Origin of the sequence: Candidatus Methylospira mobilis (assembly GCF_009498235.1) — a bacterium.
GTDB lineage: Bacteria > Pseudomonadota > Gammaproteobacteria > Methylococcales > Methylococcaceae > Methylospira > Methylospira mobilis.
Genome location: NZ_CP044205.1, coordinates 3,868,947 through 3,885,159, shown reverse-complemented (window position 1 = coordinate 3,885,159; position 16,213 = coordinate 3,868,947). Strand labels below are relative to the sequence as shown.

General features: G+C 52.4%; 17 protein-coding genes. 10 read left to right on the top strand and 7 right to left on the bottom strand.

The features are described from left to right. Nucleotides 1-97: 97 nt before the first annotated feature. Nucleotides 98-847, bottom strand: coding sequence for an ABC transporter ATP-binding protein (locus F6R98_RS17695; RefSeq protein WP_228124940.1), 750 nt, complete (start codon nt 845-847; stop codon nt 98-100). After that, nucleotides 835-1,581, bottom strand: a complete 747-nt coding sequence (locus tag F6R98_RS17690) for an ABC transporter permease (protein WP_153250196.1) — start codon at nt 1,579-1,581, stop codon at nt 835-837. The genes F6R98_RS17695 and F6R98_RS17690 overlap by 13 nt, the downstream gene beginning before the upstream one ends. 112 nt (nt 1,582-1,693) lie before the next feature. On the opposite strand from F6R98_RS17690, the gene F6R98_RS17685 reads away from it, so the two are divergent. From F6R98_RS17685 to F6R98_RS17675, 3 genes are all read left to right on the top strand, one after another. After that, complete coding sequence (locus F6R98_RS17685) at nt 1,694-2,707, top strand: AAA family ATPase (protein ID WP_153250195.1); 1,014 nt, start codon at nt 1,694-1,696, stop codon at nt 2,705-2,707. Nucleotides 2,708-2,721: 14 nt separating this feature from the next. Further along, nucleotides 2,722-3,360 carry an orotate phosphoribosyltransferase gene (gene pyrE / locus F6R98_RS17680; RefSeq protein WP_153250194.1) on the top strand — a complete coding sequence of 213 codons (639 nt, stop codon included), beginning with the start codon at nt 2,722-2,724 and terminating at the stop codon, nt 3,358-3,360. 85 nt (nt 3,361-3,445) lie between these two features. Continuing rightward, on the top strand, nt 3,446-4,252 hold the full coding sequence (locus F6R98_RS17675; protein ID WP_194270007.1) for a peptidylprolyl isomerase: 807 nt from the start codon (nt 3,446-3,448) through the stop codon (nt 4,250-4,252). Between the two features lie 211 nt (nt 4,253-4,463). Here the strand turns inward: F6R98_RS17675 and cysN are convergent, their stop codons facing one another. Continuing rightward, a complete protein-coding gene (gene cysN / locus F6R98_RS17670) occupies nt 4,464-6,125 on the bottom strand; it encodes a sulfate adenylyltransferase subunit CysN (protein WP_153250192.1) in 1,662 nt (553 codons plus the stop codon). Nucleotides 6,126-6,128: 3 nt separating this feature from the next. Further along, nucleotides 6,129-7,037, bottom strand: coding sequence for a sulfate adenylyltransferase subunit CysD (gene cysD / locus F6R98_RS17665; protein WP_153250191.1), 909 nt, complete (start codon nt 7,035-7,037; stop codon nt 6,129-6,131). A gap of 792 nt (nt 7,038-7,829) precedes the next feature. Here cysD and F6R98_RS17660 point away from each other — a divergent pair. After that, nucleotides 7,830-8,843: a hypothetical protein gene (locus F6R98_RS17660; RefSeq protein ID WP_194270006.1), complete on the top strand. Its 1,014-nt coding sequence runs from the start codon at nt 7,830-7,832 to the stop codon at nt 8,841-8,843. Nucleotides 8,844-9,121: 278 nt separating this feature from the next. Here F6R98_RS17660 and map read toward each other — a convergent pair whose 3' ends face one another. Both map and F6R98_RS17650 read right to left on the bottom strand, forming a co-directional pair. Next, nucleotides 9,122-9,895 (bottom strand): type I methionyl aminopeptidase, encoded by a 774-nt coding sequence (map, locus tag F6R98_RS17655; RefSeq protein ID WP_153250189.1) that lies wholly within the window; start codon nt 9,893-9,895, stop codon nt 9,122-9,124. Next, nucleotides 9,888-10,094: a ParD-like family protein gene (locus F6R98_RS17650; RefSeq protein ID WP_153250188.1), complete on the bottom strand. Its 207-nt coding sequence runs from the start codon at nt 10,092-10,094 to the stop codon at nt 9,888-9,890. Before F6R98_RS17650 ends, map begins: the two co-directional genes overlap by 8 nt. Nucleotides 10,095-10,254: 160 nt before the next feature. Here F6R98_RS17650 and F6R98_RS22210 point away from each other — a divergent pair, with 160 nt between their 5' ends. The 5 genes from F6R98_RS22210 to F6R98_RS22200 all read left to right on the top strand — a co-directional run bounded on the left by F6R98_RS22210 (nt 10,255) and on the right by F6R98_RS22200 (nt 15,106). Further along, on the top strand, nt 10,255-10,905 hold the full coding sequence (locus tag F6R98_RS22210; RefSeq protein WP_228124939.1) for a hypothetical protein: 651 nt from the start codon (nt 10,255-10,257) through the stop codon (nt 10,903-10,905). A 50-nt stretch (nt 10,906-10,955) separates the two neighbouring features. Continuing rightward, a complete protein-coding gene (locus tag F6R98_RS22205; protein ID WP_228124938.1) occupies nt 10,956-11,267 on the top strand; it encodes a hypothetical protein in 312 nt (103 codons plus the stop codon). Nucleotides 11,268-11,586: 319 nt separating this feature from the next. After that, nucleotides 11,587-12,297: a thaumatin family protein gene (locus F6R98_RS17640; protein WP_194270005.1), complete on the top strand. Its 711-nt coding sequence runs from the start codon at nt 11,587-11,589 to the stop codon at nt 12,295-12,297. A 165-nt stretch (nt 12,298-12,462) separates the two neighbouring features. Further along, nucleotides 12,463-14,385, top strand: a complete 1,923-nt coding sequence (locus F6R98_RS17635) for a HAMP domain-containing methyl-accepting chemotaxis protein (RefSeq protein WP_228124937.1) — start codon at nt 12,463-12,465, stop codon at nt 14,383-14,385. A 328-nt stretch (nt 14,386-14,713) separates the two neighbouring features. Continuing rightward, nucleotides 14,714-15,106 (top strand): hypothetical protein, encoded by a 393-nt coding sequence (locus F6R98_RS22200; protein WP_228124936.1) that lies wholly within the window; start codon nt 14,714-14,716, stop codon nt 15,104-15,106. Here the strand turns inward: F6R98_RS22200 and F6R98_RS22195 are convergent. Further along, nucleotides 15,103-15,381 carry an oxidoreductase gene (locus F6R98_RS22195; RefSeq protein ID WP_228124935.1) on the bottom strand — a complete coding sequence of 93 codons (279 nt, stop codon included), beginning with the start codon at nt 15,379-15,381 and terminating at the stop codon, nt 15,103-15,105. The two genes, F6R98_RS22200 and F6R98_RS22195, sit on opposite strands and share 4 nt — an antisense overlap. 457 nt (nt 15,382-15,838) lie before the next feature. Between F6R98_RS22195 and F6R98_RS17625 the strand changes: the two genes are divergently transcribed. Next, nucleotides 15,839-16,039 (top strand): hypothetical protein, encoded by a 201-nt coding sequence (locus tag F6R98_RS17625; protein WP_153250186.1) that lies wholly within the window; start codon nt 15,839-15,841, stop codon nt 16,037-16,039. The last annotated feature ends 174 nt before the right edge of the window (nt 16,040-16,213 follow it).

Sequence of the window (16,213 nt, the reverse complement as noted above, 5' to 3'; positions counted from 1 at the left end):
CATGAACGGCCCTTTGCCAGACTCGGAGTGATCGGGGTGGGCGGCTAATTCGGGATATTATATTCCCGGCCCAGAAATTATTGCCGAACCGTTGATTTTAAATCAAGGTCTGAATTTGCGGGTGCTGCGTCATGATCCGTGCAATAAATGCCGAGACTTGTTCGTTATCGTTTCTGAATTCACGCGGCAGGGTGATGCGAATGTCGGCAACGATGCTCATCGGCGCGGCGCTGACGAAAATCAGCCGGTCGGCTAGCGTGACCGCTTCCGTCAGATCATGGGTGACGAACAGCGCGCCATGCGGATTTTCCAGCCATAGCCGGATCAGCAGTTTGCGTATGCGGCGCGCGGTTGGCGCGTCCAAAGAAACGAAAGGCTCGTCCAGCAACATGAAGTCGGGCCGAGACGCAAACGCGCGCACCAGCGCGGCGCGGCGGCATACGCCCAGCGACAACGTTTCCGGATACTGGTGCTGAACGGCGGCAATGCCCGTTTCTTCGAGTAAATGTTCCACCAGTTCGCCGGAAGTGCCTTTGGGAACGGCAAGGTCGATGTTCTGGCGCACGGTGCGCCAGGGCAGCAAGCGCGGATTCTGGAACACATGGGAAAAACGCGCAGCCGTGTTTTCACCGGCGATCACGCCTTCGAACTGATGATCCAGACCGGAGACAATATTAAGCAGTGTGGTTTTGCCGCATCCGGACGGCCCGAAAATACAGATGAACTCGTTTTCCGCTATATCGAGCCGGAAATTGCCGATTTGATCGGCAGCGCTTTTTTTTGCCGCGCTTGCCCCGGCGTAGCGCTTGCGCCGGATATCGATATGCAGCGCCGTCATTTGCGCCATCGCTTTGCCCGCGCATCCAGCGGTTTCAGCAGCAGGTATTCGGTCAGTTGCATGACCACGATAAATGCGCAGGTATAGGCCAGTATGCCGGAGACGTTGAACATCTGAAAGTATAAATGCAGCTGGTAGCCCATGCCGTCGCTGCGACCCATGATTTCGACAATCAAAATGATTTTCCAGATCAGCGCGATGCCGGTGCGCGCAGCCGCAATCGCGAACGGAAACAGTTGCGGCCAGATGACATGACGCAGGGTTTTCAGCCAGCCGAAACGGTAAGCCTTGGCCATATCCATCAAATCGCGGTCCAGCGTGCGGCCGCCTTCGCGAAACGTGACGACGACATTGGGCAGTTTATTGATAACCACGGCGCCGACTGCGGCGGTTTCATTCAATCCGAACCAGACATAGCATAAAATGATGGTGACCAGTGCCGGCACGTTGAGCGCGATCGTCACCCAGGCGTCGAATACGCGGTTCAACGCTTCATGCATGCCCAGCACGATGCCGATGATCGATCCAAGACTCATGGCGATCACGAAACTGATAACCAGCCTGAACAAGGTCGCGCCCAGATGGTGTTGCAACTGACCGGAACGGATTTCTCCAGTCAGGGTATTCCATACCTGCAATGGAGCGGGCAGTACCGGAGACTGCAGAGTCAACGACAGGATATGCCAAAGACCGATCAAAACGGCGATGGAGAGCAAAGGCGGCAGTAAACGAGGCAGGTTCACGCTATGGAGTGTTATGATTTAAATAAACCATCAGTTTAATGCTTATTGGCGATAGTTTAAAATGTTGATGCATGGGCTACGAGGTCCTCTTTTCCAGAAATATGCCAAATTTATGACGACACCCCCTGATCCATCGACACAAAACCCCGGACTCAGCGCCGCCCAGCAGGAAATGCGCCGTTTGCAAGCCTTCGTGCGCACCCAGATTATCGGCCAGGATTTGCTGATCGAGCGCATGATCATCGCGCTGCTGGCCGACGGTCATCTGCTGGTGGAGGGCGCGCCCGGACTGGCCAAGACGAGGGCCATCAATACGCTGGCGCGCGCCATCCAGGGCGATTTTCACCGCGTGCAGTTTACCCCCGATCTGCTGCCCGCCGATTTGACCGGCACCGAAATCTATCGTCCGCAGGACGCTTCTTTCCATTTTCAGCAAGGCCCGCTGTTTCACAATTTGGTGCTGGCCGATGAAATCAACCGTTCGCCCGCTAAGGTACAGTCCGCGTTGCTGGAAGCGATGGCCGAGCGCCAGATTACCGTGGGCCGCACCACGTATGCGCTGCCGGAGCTGTTCCTGGTCATGGCCACTCAGAATCCGATAGAGCAGGAAGGCACTTATCCGCTGCCCGAGGCGCAACTGGATCGGTTCCTGCTTTATGTGCGCATCGACTATCCCGATGCGGAGCATGAACGGGAAATACTCCGGCTGGTGCGCGCCGAGTCATTGGGCGCCAGACAGGCCAAAGTTCCATTTACGTTTACGCCGGTCAGCCAGTCCGTGGTATTCGAAGCCCGGCGCGAAGTACTGAACCTTTATATGGCCCAGCCATTGGAAGAATATCTGTTGCAACTGGTGCTGGCGACGCGCAAGCCGGAGGTTTACGGCGAGGATATCGGGCGCTGGCTGCAGTACGGCGCCAGTCCGCGTGCGACCATCGCGCTGGATCGTTGCGCACGCGCGCGCGCCTGGCTGCATGGGCGCGACTTCGTGTTGCCGGAGGATATACAGACCATGGCTCCCGAAATCCTGCGCCACCGTCTGGTGCTGGCCTACGAGGCGGAAGCGGAAGGCGTTACCACCGATCGCGTCATTCAGGAACTGTTGCGCCGCGTTGCAGTGCCATAAGGAAGAGCCGGAATATGCTGCCCTACCAACAAGACTTCATCGAATACGCCATCGGCTGCGGCGTACTCAAGTTCGGAGCGTTTACCTTAAAGTCCGGGCGCTCCAGCCCTTATTTTTTCAATACCGGCATGTTCGACAGCGGCGCGCGGCTGGGTCGGCTGGGCGAGTTTTACGCCCAGGCTTGCGTTGCGCAGAACATCGGCGCGGATATACTGTATGGACCGGCTTATAAAGGCATCCCCCTGGTAAGCGCCACCGCGATAGCGTTGGCGAAACTGACCGGAAAGGAGATCCCGTTTGCGTTTAACCGCAAGGAAGCCAAGGATCATGGCGAAGGCGGCGTCCTGGTCGGCGCGCCGCTGAACGGGGATGTGCTGATTGTTGACGATGTAATCACCGCTGGAACTTCGGTGCGCGAATCGGTCGTGATTATTCGCGAAGCCGGTGCAAACCCCTGTGGCGTATTGATCGCGCTGGATCGCCAGGAGCGCGGTCAGGGCGCGGTTTCGGCAATAGACGAAGTCAGGGAGCGCTACGCGCTCCAGGTGTTTTCCATTGTTACGCTGTCCGATATCGTCGCTTATCTTCAAGCGGAGCACCGCGAGCAGGAAGTGGATGATATTGCGAAACACCGCCGGCGCTATGGCGTTTAAAAGCGGGTTCGGTTACTTTGACCGCACAGTCTTTACGTTCGTATACTGTCCCGCTATTAAATCCGAACTGATTGGTCTTATCGTGATGAAACAACCCCGCAGCTTGAGCATTTTGCTTGCTATCGGCATTATTGCCTTTAGTCCCTTGATGCAGGCACAGGAAAAATTACCGGCTGATACCGTGGCAAGCGTCAATGGCAAAGCCATTCCGGAACTCTGGTTGAAGCAGGGTCTCAAGGCCAGGGCTGCGCAGGGGCAGAAAGACACGCCGGAACTTCGCCAGGCAATCAGGGAGGATCTCATTAATCGCGAAGTGATGAGCCAGGAAGCGGACCGGCTGCGTTTATATGATACGCCCGAGGCGCAGGCGCAGTTGGCGCAGATTCATCAGAACTTTCTGGCCGGGCTGCTTATTAACGACTATCAGGACAAACATCCGCTTTCGGACGCTGATGTCAAAGCTGCTTACGACAAGCAGATGGCGGAACTGGTCAACCAGCAGCAATACAAGCTGAGCCTGATTACGCTGCCGAACGAGGCGGAAGCCGCGGATGTGCTGGCGCGTCTCCGTAAGGGCGAGGCTTTTGCCGATCTGGCGAAAAGCAAGTCCATAGATGCCAGCGCCAGGAACGGCGGCAGCCTGGACTGGCTGCTGCCGACGCAGGTCGCGCCGGTAATTTCCTATGTCATAGCCAATCTCCCCAAGGGCGGATACTCGGCGGTGCCGATACAGACGTCGGTGGGCTGGAGTATCATCAAGGTCGACGACAAGCGGGCGTTCAAGGCGCCGAGTCTGGAAGTAAGCAAGGAACAGATACGGCTCGCGCTGATGCAGAAACAACGTAACGAGTACCTGAAAAAACTCAGGGATGCGGCAAAGGTTGTGGAGTGAGCATGTCGGCGGCTCAATGTTTTTCTAACCTCGCAGCATGGCAGAGAGGAACGTGATGGGGTCCGGCATTGATGGCGAACGCGCTTATGCTTATCAACCCATCCATCGGCGATTAACGTCCGTAGCCGCAGGGTGATAAGCGTAGCGCATCCGCCAAAAAGCCCCATTGCAACGGCATTGAACACGCCGCGCGAAAATGCATGCGCGGGGATCAGATATCGAAATCGGGCTGTTCTTCGGAAAAGTTGACGCGGGGATCTATCGTCTGAATAATCGCATCGAAATCGAGTGCATCGGTTATTATAATCCGGTCGAATTCACTTTCAGCCGGCGTTTGCGCGCCGCCCACGCAAATACAAACCAGACCGGCCTTGTTCAATTGCGCGGTCAAATCCGGTGACGCCTGCTCCGTGATCGCGATGCAGGCATGTCCGCGATCGAACAGCCTGCGTTCAAGCTGAAGCGCGACCAGCGCCGCCTGTTCCCCCTGTATCCAGAAATTGACCGGCTTTTGCCCGAAACGGGCGATGCGGTCCGCGCGGCTGACCGGACGCAGCATTTCATTGCGCTCCGCCAGACTCACTATCATGCCTGCGCCTACCGTCACGTTGCTGAGGCGGTCGATGACGATAAAGGAGCCGGTTCCCTTGCATTGGCTGTAGGGATCGAACGCGAGCGGCGCGCTCAATGCAAACTCGCAAAGTCCTATTTCATTGAGCTTGAGCTGGGAGGCCGGCGATTTTTCCAGGGTATTGACATCAATGCGATAGCCGATGCGGGAGACCGAGCCGGTGACCGTGCGCGTTGCTTGTTTGATGTAATATTGTTTGCCGGGAACCAGCGGATTTTCGGCCATCCACACCACGTCGGCGTTGAAGCGCGAGTCGAGCGCCGGCGCATGTTCCGGACTGACCAGCATATCGCCGCGGCTGATGTCGATTTCGTCGGTGAGCGTGACGGTGATCGCCTGCCCCGGAAACGCTTCCTGCTGCTCGCCGTCGAAAGTCACGATCGATTTGACCTGGCTGGCCTTGCGCGAAGGCAGGGCCATGACCACAGCGCTTTTTTTGATGATGCCGGCAGCCAGCGTACCGCTGTAGCCGCGAAAATCGAGGTTGGGACGGTTGACCCACTGCACAGGGAAGCGCACGTCTGCGATATTGCGGTCCGCGCTGATTTCTATCGTGTTCAGCAGTTCCATCAACGACGGTCCCCGATACCAGGGCGTGTGTTCGCTCTTGTTGACGACATTGTCGCCCTTCAGCGCCGACAGCGGGATAAAATGAATGTCCGTTATCGACAACCGTTGCGCAAACTCGCTGTAGTCCTGCTTGATCTGCTCGAAAACCGATTCCTTGAACTTCACCAGATCCATCTTGTTGATCGCTACCACGACATGGCGGATGCCGAGCAGCGATACAATGAAACTGTGGCGGCGCGTTTGCGTCTGCACGCCGTAGCGCGCGTCGACCAGTATGATGGCAAGGTCGCAGGTCGACGCGCCGGTCGCCATGTTGCGCGTGTACTGCTCGTGGCCGGGGGTGTCGGCGATGATGAATTTGCGTTGCGCGGTGGAAAAGTAGCGGTAGGCGACATCAATGGTGATGCCTTGTTCGCGCTCGGCCTGCAGGCCGTCGACCAGCAGCGCCAGATCGACCTCGTCGCCGGTGGTGCCGGATTTCAGGCTGTCTTTCTGTATTGCCGCGAGCTGGTCTTCGTAAATCATTTTGGAATCGTGCAGCAAGCGCCCGATCAGGGTGCTTTTGCCGTCGTCGACATTGCCGCAGGTCAGGAAGCGCAGCATTTCCTTGTTTTCGTGCTGCGCCAGGTAGCCCAGAATATCGGCGCTGATTAAATCGGATTGGTGTGACATGGCTTAAAAATATCCTTCCTTTTTCTTTTCTTCCATGGAACCGGCTGAGTCGTGATCGATCAGGCGGCCCTGGCGTTCGGAGGTTTTGGTCAGCAGCATTTCCTGGATAATTTCGGGCAGCGTCGATGCTTCCGACTCGACCGCGCCGGTCAGCGGGTAGCAGCCCAGGGTGCGGAAACGCACCTTGCGCAGTTGCGGCACTTCCCCTGGCAACAGCGGCATGCGCTCGTCGTCGACCATAATCAGCATACCGTCGCGGTCGACGACCGGACGCGGCTTGGCGTAATACAGCGGAACGATCGGTATGTTTTCCAGGTAGATGTATTGCCAGATATCGAGCTCGGTCCAGTTGGACAGCGGGAACACGCGGATGCTTTCGCCCTTGTTGATCTTGCCGTTGTAGAGCTGCCACAGTTCGGGGCGCTGGTTTTTCGGGTCCCATCGATGATTGTGGTCGCGGAATGAATAGACGCGCTCCTTTGCGCGCGATTTTTCCTCATCGCGGCGCGCGCCGCCGAAGGCTGCGTCGAAGCGGTATTTGTCGAGCGCCTGTTTCAGACCCTCGGTTTTCATGATATCCGTATGTTTCTTGCTGCCATGTATGAACGGATTGATCTGCTGGCGGATGCCTTCCGCGTTGACATGAATAATCAGGTTCAGCCCCAGTTCGCGCGCACGCTGATCGCGGAACGCGATCATGTCCCTGAATTTCCAGTTGGTATCGACATGCATCAGCGGGAAAGGCGGTTTGCCGGGATAAAAGGCCTTCATTGCCAGATGCAGCATGACGGCGGAGTCCTTGCCGATGGAGTACAGCATCACCGGTCTTTCAAATTCTGCCGCGACCTCCCGGATAATATGTATGCTCTCAGCCTCTAGCTGTTTGAGATGGGTCTGTTTGTGGTCATTCATGATATTAGATAGTAGCTGCCCATCGGGCGATAGTATTGCGCCAACAGCGCCGTTTTATTCGGGCGCGAATGCGGGTTCTGCGGGGTTCAATCCCATGATTCTAGCATAAGATTGGCACGGGCGGGATGGGAAAGCGCCGCCGTGTTTGCCGGGCGGATAGATGAAAAAAGGATCAAAACTTGTTAATTCTGACAGGTTACATTGTTGGCTGGGTAGGGTAGGATTGCAGATTTGAAGGTATCCAAACAACGGACGCATGAGATTGTCGGCGGTCGCTATGGCGTTCTGACGTAAAGCAAGCTACGTCATTCCAGCAGGGATTGCCGGAATCCAGCGACAGGGACGTTACCTGGATACTGTTGGAGATGTTCCAGGGTTGCTCTGTGTACGCATCCTAAAAAATACAGGGTCAGCGCGAGTGATTGATTGGCAGACCGAAGCGGTCGGAAGTGAGGCAAGCCTGTCGAGACACGACGTAAATCCTTCCATGGAGGCTCTCTGCGCCCATCCATGGGGGCAGACGGTCTCGCCAGACTTGTCTCACTTCCTCTTCCAAAGATCGTGAGTGTTTTTGTATGCATTGTATATGCATTGTAGATGAGTATGTATCATTTGATGTTTTTGTCTTGATTCCAGTAGGGTTATTGATGCGTTTTGTTATTTATTATAGGATGTGTTTTATCTTGTAAGTGCTGTGAAGATGAAGGTGTTTTGTCATTTTTGTGAGGTTTTAAACTGCCTGGTTGACGCAATATTTTGCGTCAACCAGGCAGCCGACTTTCCATTATAACTATGGAGAATAATACCGTGGCGCGAGGCATGTTCGACTTTTTGCAGCGGGAACCAAGCTACACGGGGTCCGACAAGGATTGGTACGTGGAGCTAAATAACTCCACTTGTTTCTGGTACGACCTGCTTCCCCATCCACCAGAGGGCTTCAATATGAAGCAACAAATCGCGGATTACTTAAAGCAGCTACAGGCCATAGTTGAGAGTCAACTGGACAAGCGCTTCATATACTTCCTTGCCGCAAGAAAGAAGCTCAGGTTTTGCGTGGGAAAAAAGCCAAAGTATTCATTTTTCGGCAACGATCTGTTTTTTTACGTTGAGATAGGCCGCGAAAGAATTCGGAGAAAGGTCACCACGAAAATACTTGATTCCCAGACACGACAACCGATCAAACCGCCCGTTGAAATTTCTGATCGCTTCATAACGTTTCACTACACACCGGACCATAAAGTGTCCTTGTCGATTCACGATTTTTTACAAGACAGTGGTATCGAGCTTGGAATAAATACTGAAATTCATTACGTCGGCTACACCAGGAGTCCATCGGAGCGCCCAATAAATGGGGCCCATAGTGGCCTGTCTGACATGCTGTACAGGGTGTCCAATGACGAACATGACTTTTTTGTTTTTTTTAATCTGTTCAAGGTATCGTCAATAGGAATGAATCGAAGCGCTCCAATCAACTTCTGCGTTGCCAACTCAATGGTTGATGAAGTAAAGGTAGATGAAGAGGGTCGCATCATAGAGAAAGCACTGATCAGGTATTTCAGCACCGAAGCACAAGACATAAGCAAGCGTAACGAGGAAAGCGAGCTTGAAAACAGCTTGGAACGACTGGCTGCGAAGAACAATATCAATTCCGTTGCCATTCACATTGAGATGGAAGAGCCAAGTGAGCTGCACAGGTTCTTTTCTCGATCTGTTGAGCCTTCTGATAAGCATCTCTTCACCTGTCGTATGCGAAATGGCGGCATCGAAATTATCGACGGTGCTAACCTTGCTGTATCCGTGCTGTAGGCACACCAAGCAGGGGTACAACAAGCAGTTGTGTCGCCAGCCGCCATTTTTAATCTGTCGAAGGTCCGGTGACAGGGCGGAACGGCTGTACAAACCGGAAAGAACATGTAGCCTGTTCTGCCTTTGCGGTCACAGGGCTCTTCTGAAAGCCGACGTTCTGGAGTGGACAGTTTCCATACACTCCCGAATCACTGCTGCCGACCAAAAAGCGATATTTACAGCTTTGCGCTCAATGTTGGCTGGAATTTAATGAGCTGCCGTTCGGCTTAAAGTTTTTGTTAAACGCGCTCTTCATCTCGCAGAGTCAGAACTTCATAGCCATCGGCTGTAACCGCAATAGTGTGCTCCCATTGTGCGGAGAGCTTTTTATCACGAGTAACAATTGTCCAACCATCACGCTTTTTTTTAATTTTTGCTTCGCCTTGGTTTATCATTGGCTCAATTGTAAAAGTCATGCCTTCTTGCAAAACAATTCCGCTATTCGGTTTTCCGTAATGTAAAACCCGAGGCTCCTCATGCATTTCTTGGCCAATACCGTGACCACAGTATTGGCGTACAACTGAATAGCCTTGTGAAGATGCAAATTTTTGTATTGCGTAACCAATGTCACCAAGTGTTGCTCCGGGTTTTACTGCGCGAATACCATGCCACATAGCGTCGTAAGTTTTATCAACTAGCCTTTTGGCTAATGGTGAAGCATCCCCGACTACGTACATTTTACTTGAGTCGGCGATAAAGCCATTTTTTTCAAGCGTTATGTCGACATTGATGATGTCGCCAGACTTAAGTAGTAGGCTTGTGGAAGGTATTCCGTGACAAACGACATCATTGATTGATGTGTTTAGAACAAAAGGAAAGTTATATTGTCCTTTACTGGCCGGTCTTGCATTTAATGTGTTGGTAATAAAATCTTCAACCAGATTATTTATTTCCATGGTTGAAATTCCAACTTTGATGTGTTGATCGAGATAAGTAAACACAGATGCGAGCAAACGCCCTGATTCACGCATCAGTTCAAGTTCACTCTCGTTTTTTAGGATCACACTAGCCATTGCCAACCTCGTTTAACTCAACAGCAGCAAGGCGTAGTTGTTCTCGTAAAATCTCAGTGTAAGTCATGTTGGGATGAGTTTCAGCTAGCATGCCGATTTTTATCCAAAACTCGGCCTGAGAATTGATCGAACGAACCATCGTGCAACTGGCTTTCCGGATCTCTTCATGTAGTCCGTCACTGATTTTAACGATACCCATAATCATCTCTAATATACGAAACGTATATTTATTGTATATTAGTGTGGTGGTGATCACAAACAAAAAAAGACATCCATATTGATTACATGTCTCTGATTTTTAAGATCTATCCGTTTTCCGCTAATTTTTAGACCGTTCAAATTTGCCGTGGGCTAACCCCATGACCAGTCCTGGCAACACTTTGGTTTCTCTGGAAGATAGCCGCTGGTATCACTGTGTCGCGCACTGTGTGCGCCGGGCGTTTTTATGCGGGTATGATGCGCATACCGGCAAAGACTTCGTATACCGGCGCGGCTGGACACGGGGGCGTATCTTGCAGCTTGCCGATATCTTCGCGCTCGATGTCGCTGCGTACGCAGTGATGAGCAATCATTTTCATGTGGTGGTGAGCATCGACCGCGATCGGGCGCAGCAGTGGAGCACCACAGAAGTATTTCAGCGCTGGCTGCGCTTGTTTAAAGGACCTGTGCTGGTATCGTGTTTTCCGGCTTCGGAAGCCATGAGCGAGGCGGAGTTGGCGATGGTTGAAGTCATTGCCTCAAGGTATCGGGAGCGCCTGCACGATTTGTCCTGGTTTATGCGCACGCTGAACGAGCATGTTGCGCGCATGGCCAATGCCGAAGACGGCGTCAAGGGGTGTTTCTGGGAGGGACGTTTCAAAAGCCAGGCGTTGCTGGCGGCGGTGGACTATGTTGATCTGACTCGGGTCCGTGCCGGGGTTGCCGATACGCCGGTAGCGTCGAAGTTTACCTCTATACAGAGCGCATCGCCGGGGGATACCGTCGGTCGATGTGCAGGAGTCGCAGAATAGCGTCTCAACCGAACTTCAAGCACCGCTACTCGCCGCGCTGATGCCGTTCGATGCGACCAGGACGGACCAGCTGGGCGACTCCGTTTGCATGCGACGATTATCTGGAGCTGGTGGGTTGGAACGGACGCGCGACGCATCCGCGCAGGCGCGGATTTATTGCTGAATACCGCCCGAAAATACCGGATCGGTTGGAATTCGATGGCGAAACCTTCATCGACTACGCCGGCAGCCTGTTGCAAGAGTTCGGTACGACAGTCGGCGCACCGGACGCAATAACCCGTTATTGCGCGCGGAGGCAAAGCAAATATCTGCGCGGCGTCAGGTTGGCGGGAAAGGTTTTTTCTTCCGAAAGGGCCGCGTGAGTTCGATTGGTGTTTCAACATTTTCCTGAAAGGTGACAATAGGTACAGATGAATATATGATGGCGACATCAAGCCATTTCGCTTAAAAGCATTATTAGGCAGGCGTCTTTCTTTTTCATCGGAACACCTTACCATAAGGTTGCACTTGTATTTTGAGCACGCCATGAAAATACAGTTTTATTTCAGATTGATAAATGCTTGCTGGAAGGCTACGGTTCAGATGATCAGTCTTGAATGGAATAGTATCGCTTAATCTTATGTGTAACGATGACTACGGTTTTCCGTTTAATTTCAACGCATTGATTGTATGGTGAGAAAAATGAAAACAATGTTAAAGCGCCTCTTCTTGATGATCTGTGTCTGCCTCCTTATTCCATCTGTTTCCGGCTGTTCAAATAACTTGCGGAATACCGCAGCGGCGGTGAATCAAACACTGATCGTGGAAAATAACTCATCGAGCAGCATTACAGTCTATATGGGGTTCAATAACGGCTCGATGGGTTCTTATAGCCAAAGCGACTTCCCCATTTGCAGCTGGCTTGCTGCAAACCCGCTTATCTGCTATTTCCAATTGGGTCCGGCTATCCCATTAACGCCGAACAGCCCGCCAAACAAGCAAACTTTTGCTTTAACAAATGGAAATTTCAATGTAGCTATTTCAGCAAATATAGCGGCCTGGTCCACTTGCGGCGGCGGGACGGGCTTGACGATGGCGGAGTTGAACCTGAATACCAGTGGGAGCGACTGGTACGATATCAGCCTCGTTAATGGTTTCAACTACGGTATGTCGATAACGCCGTCTTCCGGTAACCCGATCATAGTTACATCGGAGTTGGGCAACAGTCAAAACACGGGGGTCTTCCCGGCAGGTTGCGATATTTGCTCCGGATCACAAAATCCGCCTTCAGGGCCGGGCTGTCCGGGTACGCAATACGGCGCGACCGAAGGACATATTAACAATCAACCGGCCTGTCTCTATACTCAGCCAACCGTACCGAAGTATACCGTTTCAATATTTGACGGTTCGTGATAAATCCATCCTTACAGGGTGTTTTCTGAATCCATGTGGCAAGACTCGACAGCTATCTATAGAAATATAAGTAAGCGATAATATTTCTCGCCCAGATACGGATGGAGACGTCTGAGTTTCCATTTGATCCCCTCATGAACTGATAAACATTTAATGGATAACAGTATGTTTCGAGACCTGAAAGTTAGTCTGCGCCTTGCTCTTGGCTTTGGCTCCATTATCGCCATGATGGTCGTCGTTGCCTGGATTGCCATCACCCGTATGGGTAATCTCAATGAATCCATCAGCTTGATAGTCAATGACCGCTACCAGAAGACTGTGATCGCCAATGACGTCATCAGTAATATCAATGTCGTCGCACGCGCCATGCGTAATGCGCTGTTACTGAGCGACAAGGAGTCGATAAACAGGGAGCTGAGTCGAATCGATGATGCACGCAAGACGATTACGGAAGACCTTGCCAGGCTGGAAAAAATAATTACAACCGATCAAGGCAAGATTGCCCTCGCGTCGGTGAAAGATGCGCGCGCCAAATATGCTGTGGCGCAGGAGCATCTCATGCAAATGATAGGCAATAGCGAAAGCAAGGAAGCGGTCGACTTCATGTTGAAAGATGTGCGCGGTTTGCAAACCAACTATATCGAAGCCACCAACAACCTGATCAAATATCAAAACGAATTGATGGAAAAATCTGGCAAGGATGCGCAGAGCGGTTATTCGGCGGCGCGTTTGTTAATGTGCGTGCTCACGGTTGCTGCTTTTGTTTTAGGTTGCATTATTACGCTCTGGGTCACGCGTGTGCTGCTGGGTCAACTCGGCGGTGAACCGGCGCGGCTGGCTGAAATTGCCGACAACGTGGCGCGTGGCAATTTAAGCGACAACATCGTGCTTAGAGCCAACGACAACAGCAGCGTGATGTTCTCGCTGATGAAAATGGTTGGCGCCATTAATGCGCTGGCGGAGGATGCCAGCCTGCTCTCGGCAGCCGCTGCCGAGGGTAAATTGGATACACGAGCAAACGCCGCCAGGCATCAGGGAGACTTCCGCAAAATTATACAGGGCGTCAACAACACGCTTGATGCTGTCATCGGCCCGATCAACGAAGTGATGCGTGTGTTGACGGCTATGGAGAAGGGCGACATGACTTTGAGCATCACAGAGGAATATCGCGGACAGTTAAGTCAATTACGCGACACTGTAAACAATACTGCAGATAAACTGGCAAAAACCATCTGCCAGGTGCTGATAGCGACTGAAACCCTGGTTGAAACGACTGGAGAGGTCAACGCGACAGCGCAATCCCTATCGCAAGGCGCCAGCGAACAGGCTGCCAGCGTCGAAGAAACCAGCAGTGCGGTGGAGCAGATGAGTTCTTCGGTTATGCAAAACGCGGAAAACGCCAAAGTGACTGACGGCATGGCCAACAAGGCTGCCCAAGAGGCCGGCAAGGGCGGCGAGGCTGTTTTGCAAACGGTCGCGGCCATGAAGATTATCGCCAACAAAATTCAGATCATAGACGATATCGCCTATCAAACCAATTTATTGGCGCTGAATGCGGCGATAGAAGCGGCACGGGCCGGAGAGCATGGCAAAGGTTTCGCCGTGGTCGCCGCGGAAGTGCGCAAACTGGCTGAGCGTAGTCAGGTTGCGGCGCAGGAAATTATTGAACAGGCAAGCAACAGCGTCGAACTAGCGGAAAACGCCGGTCATTTGCTTAAGGAAATTGTACCCAGCATTGCCAAGACATCGGATCTGGTGCAGGAAATTACTTCGGCCTCGGAGGAGCAAGCCACCGGCATCGAACAGATCAACAAGGCGATGTTGCAGTTAAGCCAGGTTACGCAGCAGAATGCCAGCGCATCGGAAGAACTGGCGGCGACAGCGGAAGAGATGGGAGACAAGGCGGAACAGCTTCAGAACTTGATGAGCTTTTTTACTGTCAGGATAGAAGAACATCAACAGCGACAGGCCAAATCCAACAGCAATAAGGCATCACGTTCCTTCAAACCGCCCAAGCCGAAATCAAGGATGGATTTCCCGAATCTGCCGCCCGCCGGTTTTGATGAAAGCGAGTTTGTGCGTTTTTAGGATGAGGTGGGAATAGCTATCCGTTATGATGCCAAGCGTACGGACTTTTTGGGGGGGCATTTGTCTATCTTAGCTCTAGGGTGGATAAGCGCGCGCATCCATCGGTTATTGCATTACAGTTTCCATTGTTGGAAATAGGCCAGGAAAAAGTTATTTCCGACCGAACCCTCAGTGAAGTGACCGTGAATAAATTACAGAGATGGCTTTCAACCGCCTTACTCGACCGCGCAAGCCAGGATTGTTTATGCTGCGTTGGCAGGATCTGGCCCGGTCGGGATAATTCGGGCATAGATGGAAGGCGTTGCAATGCTGCTTAAGAGTCCGAGCTATGCGTCCGGCAGCCTTTGATTCAGGAGCGGGTAGTCCGCATAGCCTTTTTCCCCGCCGCGGTAAAAAGTTACCAACTTACCTGATCGGGCTCATTCAGCGCGAAGCGTTCGACAAGATCCGGATTGGCGATGAAAGGAACTCCCAATGCCGCCATATCAGCTTTGCCTTCGGCAAGCGCAGTATTTCCTTTGACGAAGGTGTAACCGCTGTTGGTGATATATATATGCCTTTCCAGATTTTGTGCAGCATATCCAAATCGAACTCAGGGCCTGCAATGCCGGGATTTTCGCCACCCATTTCAGTAACGCAGGTAGGCGAGGCCGAAACGGTTGAGTTGTTCAGTCATGTAGCTGAAAGTGGCTTCCAGGGCTGGCGTCGTGCATGCTGTTAAACGGTTGCAGCGGAGAAAGCCGTATTCCGCCGCGGTCTTGCCCCGCATATCTCCACTACCGCCTCGGTGACCTCCAGCTTCAGCCGTGCCCGGTTTTCCAGCGAACTGCCATAATCGTCGGTGCGCAGATTGGAACCGTCGTGCAGAAATTGATCGAGCAGATAGCCGTTCGCGCCGTGAATTTCGACGCCGTCAAAGCCGGCGCTAAGTGCATTCGTTGCTGCGCGGCGGATGTTGCTTGATGATGCAGTTAATCTCGGTGGGCGCCAGTGCATGCGGTTTTTCACAAGGCTGGATGCCGTCTGGAGTCATTGCCTGTCCATCCAGCCCGATTGCTGAAGGCGCAACCGGCAGTTCGCCGCCGGGCAGAGGAGATGAGTGCGATACCCGCCCATATTCGGCCAGCGTAATTCTCTAATCTTTTCGTAGCAAGAGGCGTCGTTGACTAATGCTTTAATATTTATGATCGTCACTTATTTCAATTGGTTATGAAAAATAACCCGTATCTTACCTTCTTATTTCCGCTCAGACTATTTTTTCCTTTAAAAAACGGGTCTTCAAGACCCTGAAACCCATATTGAGCCAACTGATAAAGGAAAACTCATTGCGGTGTGCGACTCTCAAAAAGCCATTGAGTATTCATTTGGAAAATAGAATGAAAAACCGGAAATTATTATTCATATTCCAAGAGGCGATGCAACCACAACCCAGTGGCAGGGCGTAGGGCGTTATATGACCTACTCCGTTGAAATTCCAAATGGCAATACTACCTACAGCGTGTTTTGGAGTGTGGATAAAAACTCCGATCAACATTCTGAAGAAGCCGGGGTCAACGTGGAAATTAATAAAAGCTATGCGGCTACCGTAAAGTGTGCCGCCGGCAAAAAAATTGTTCAAAATATCGAAGGCATTGATCTGAAATCAACGGAGTAACATTACACTCTGACGCGGAAACTCATGATCGGCTGTGAGCAGCATTTCAATGATGTATTCGCGTCCCCTGGTGCCTGAGCCGGTTCTGCGATCTGCAGGCGGAATGTTATTGAGAGCAGGAGGGGGCTGGCTCCTCGCGCCGCGTTGGACTGTGTGTTTGCGTGGCAGGTACAG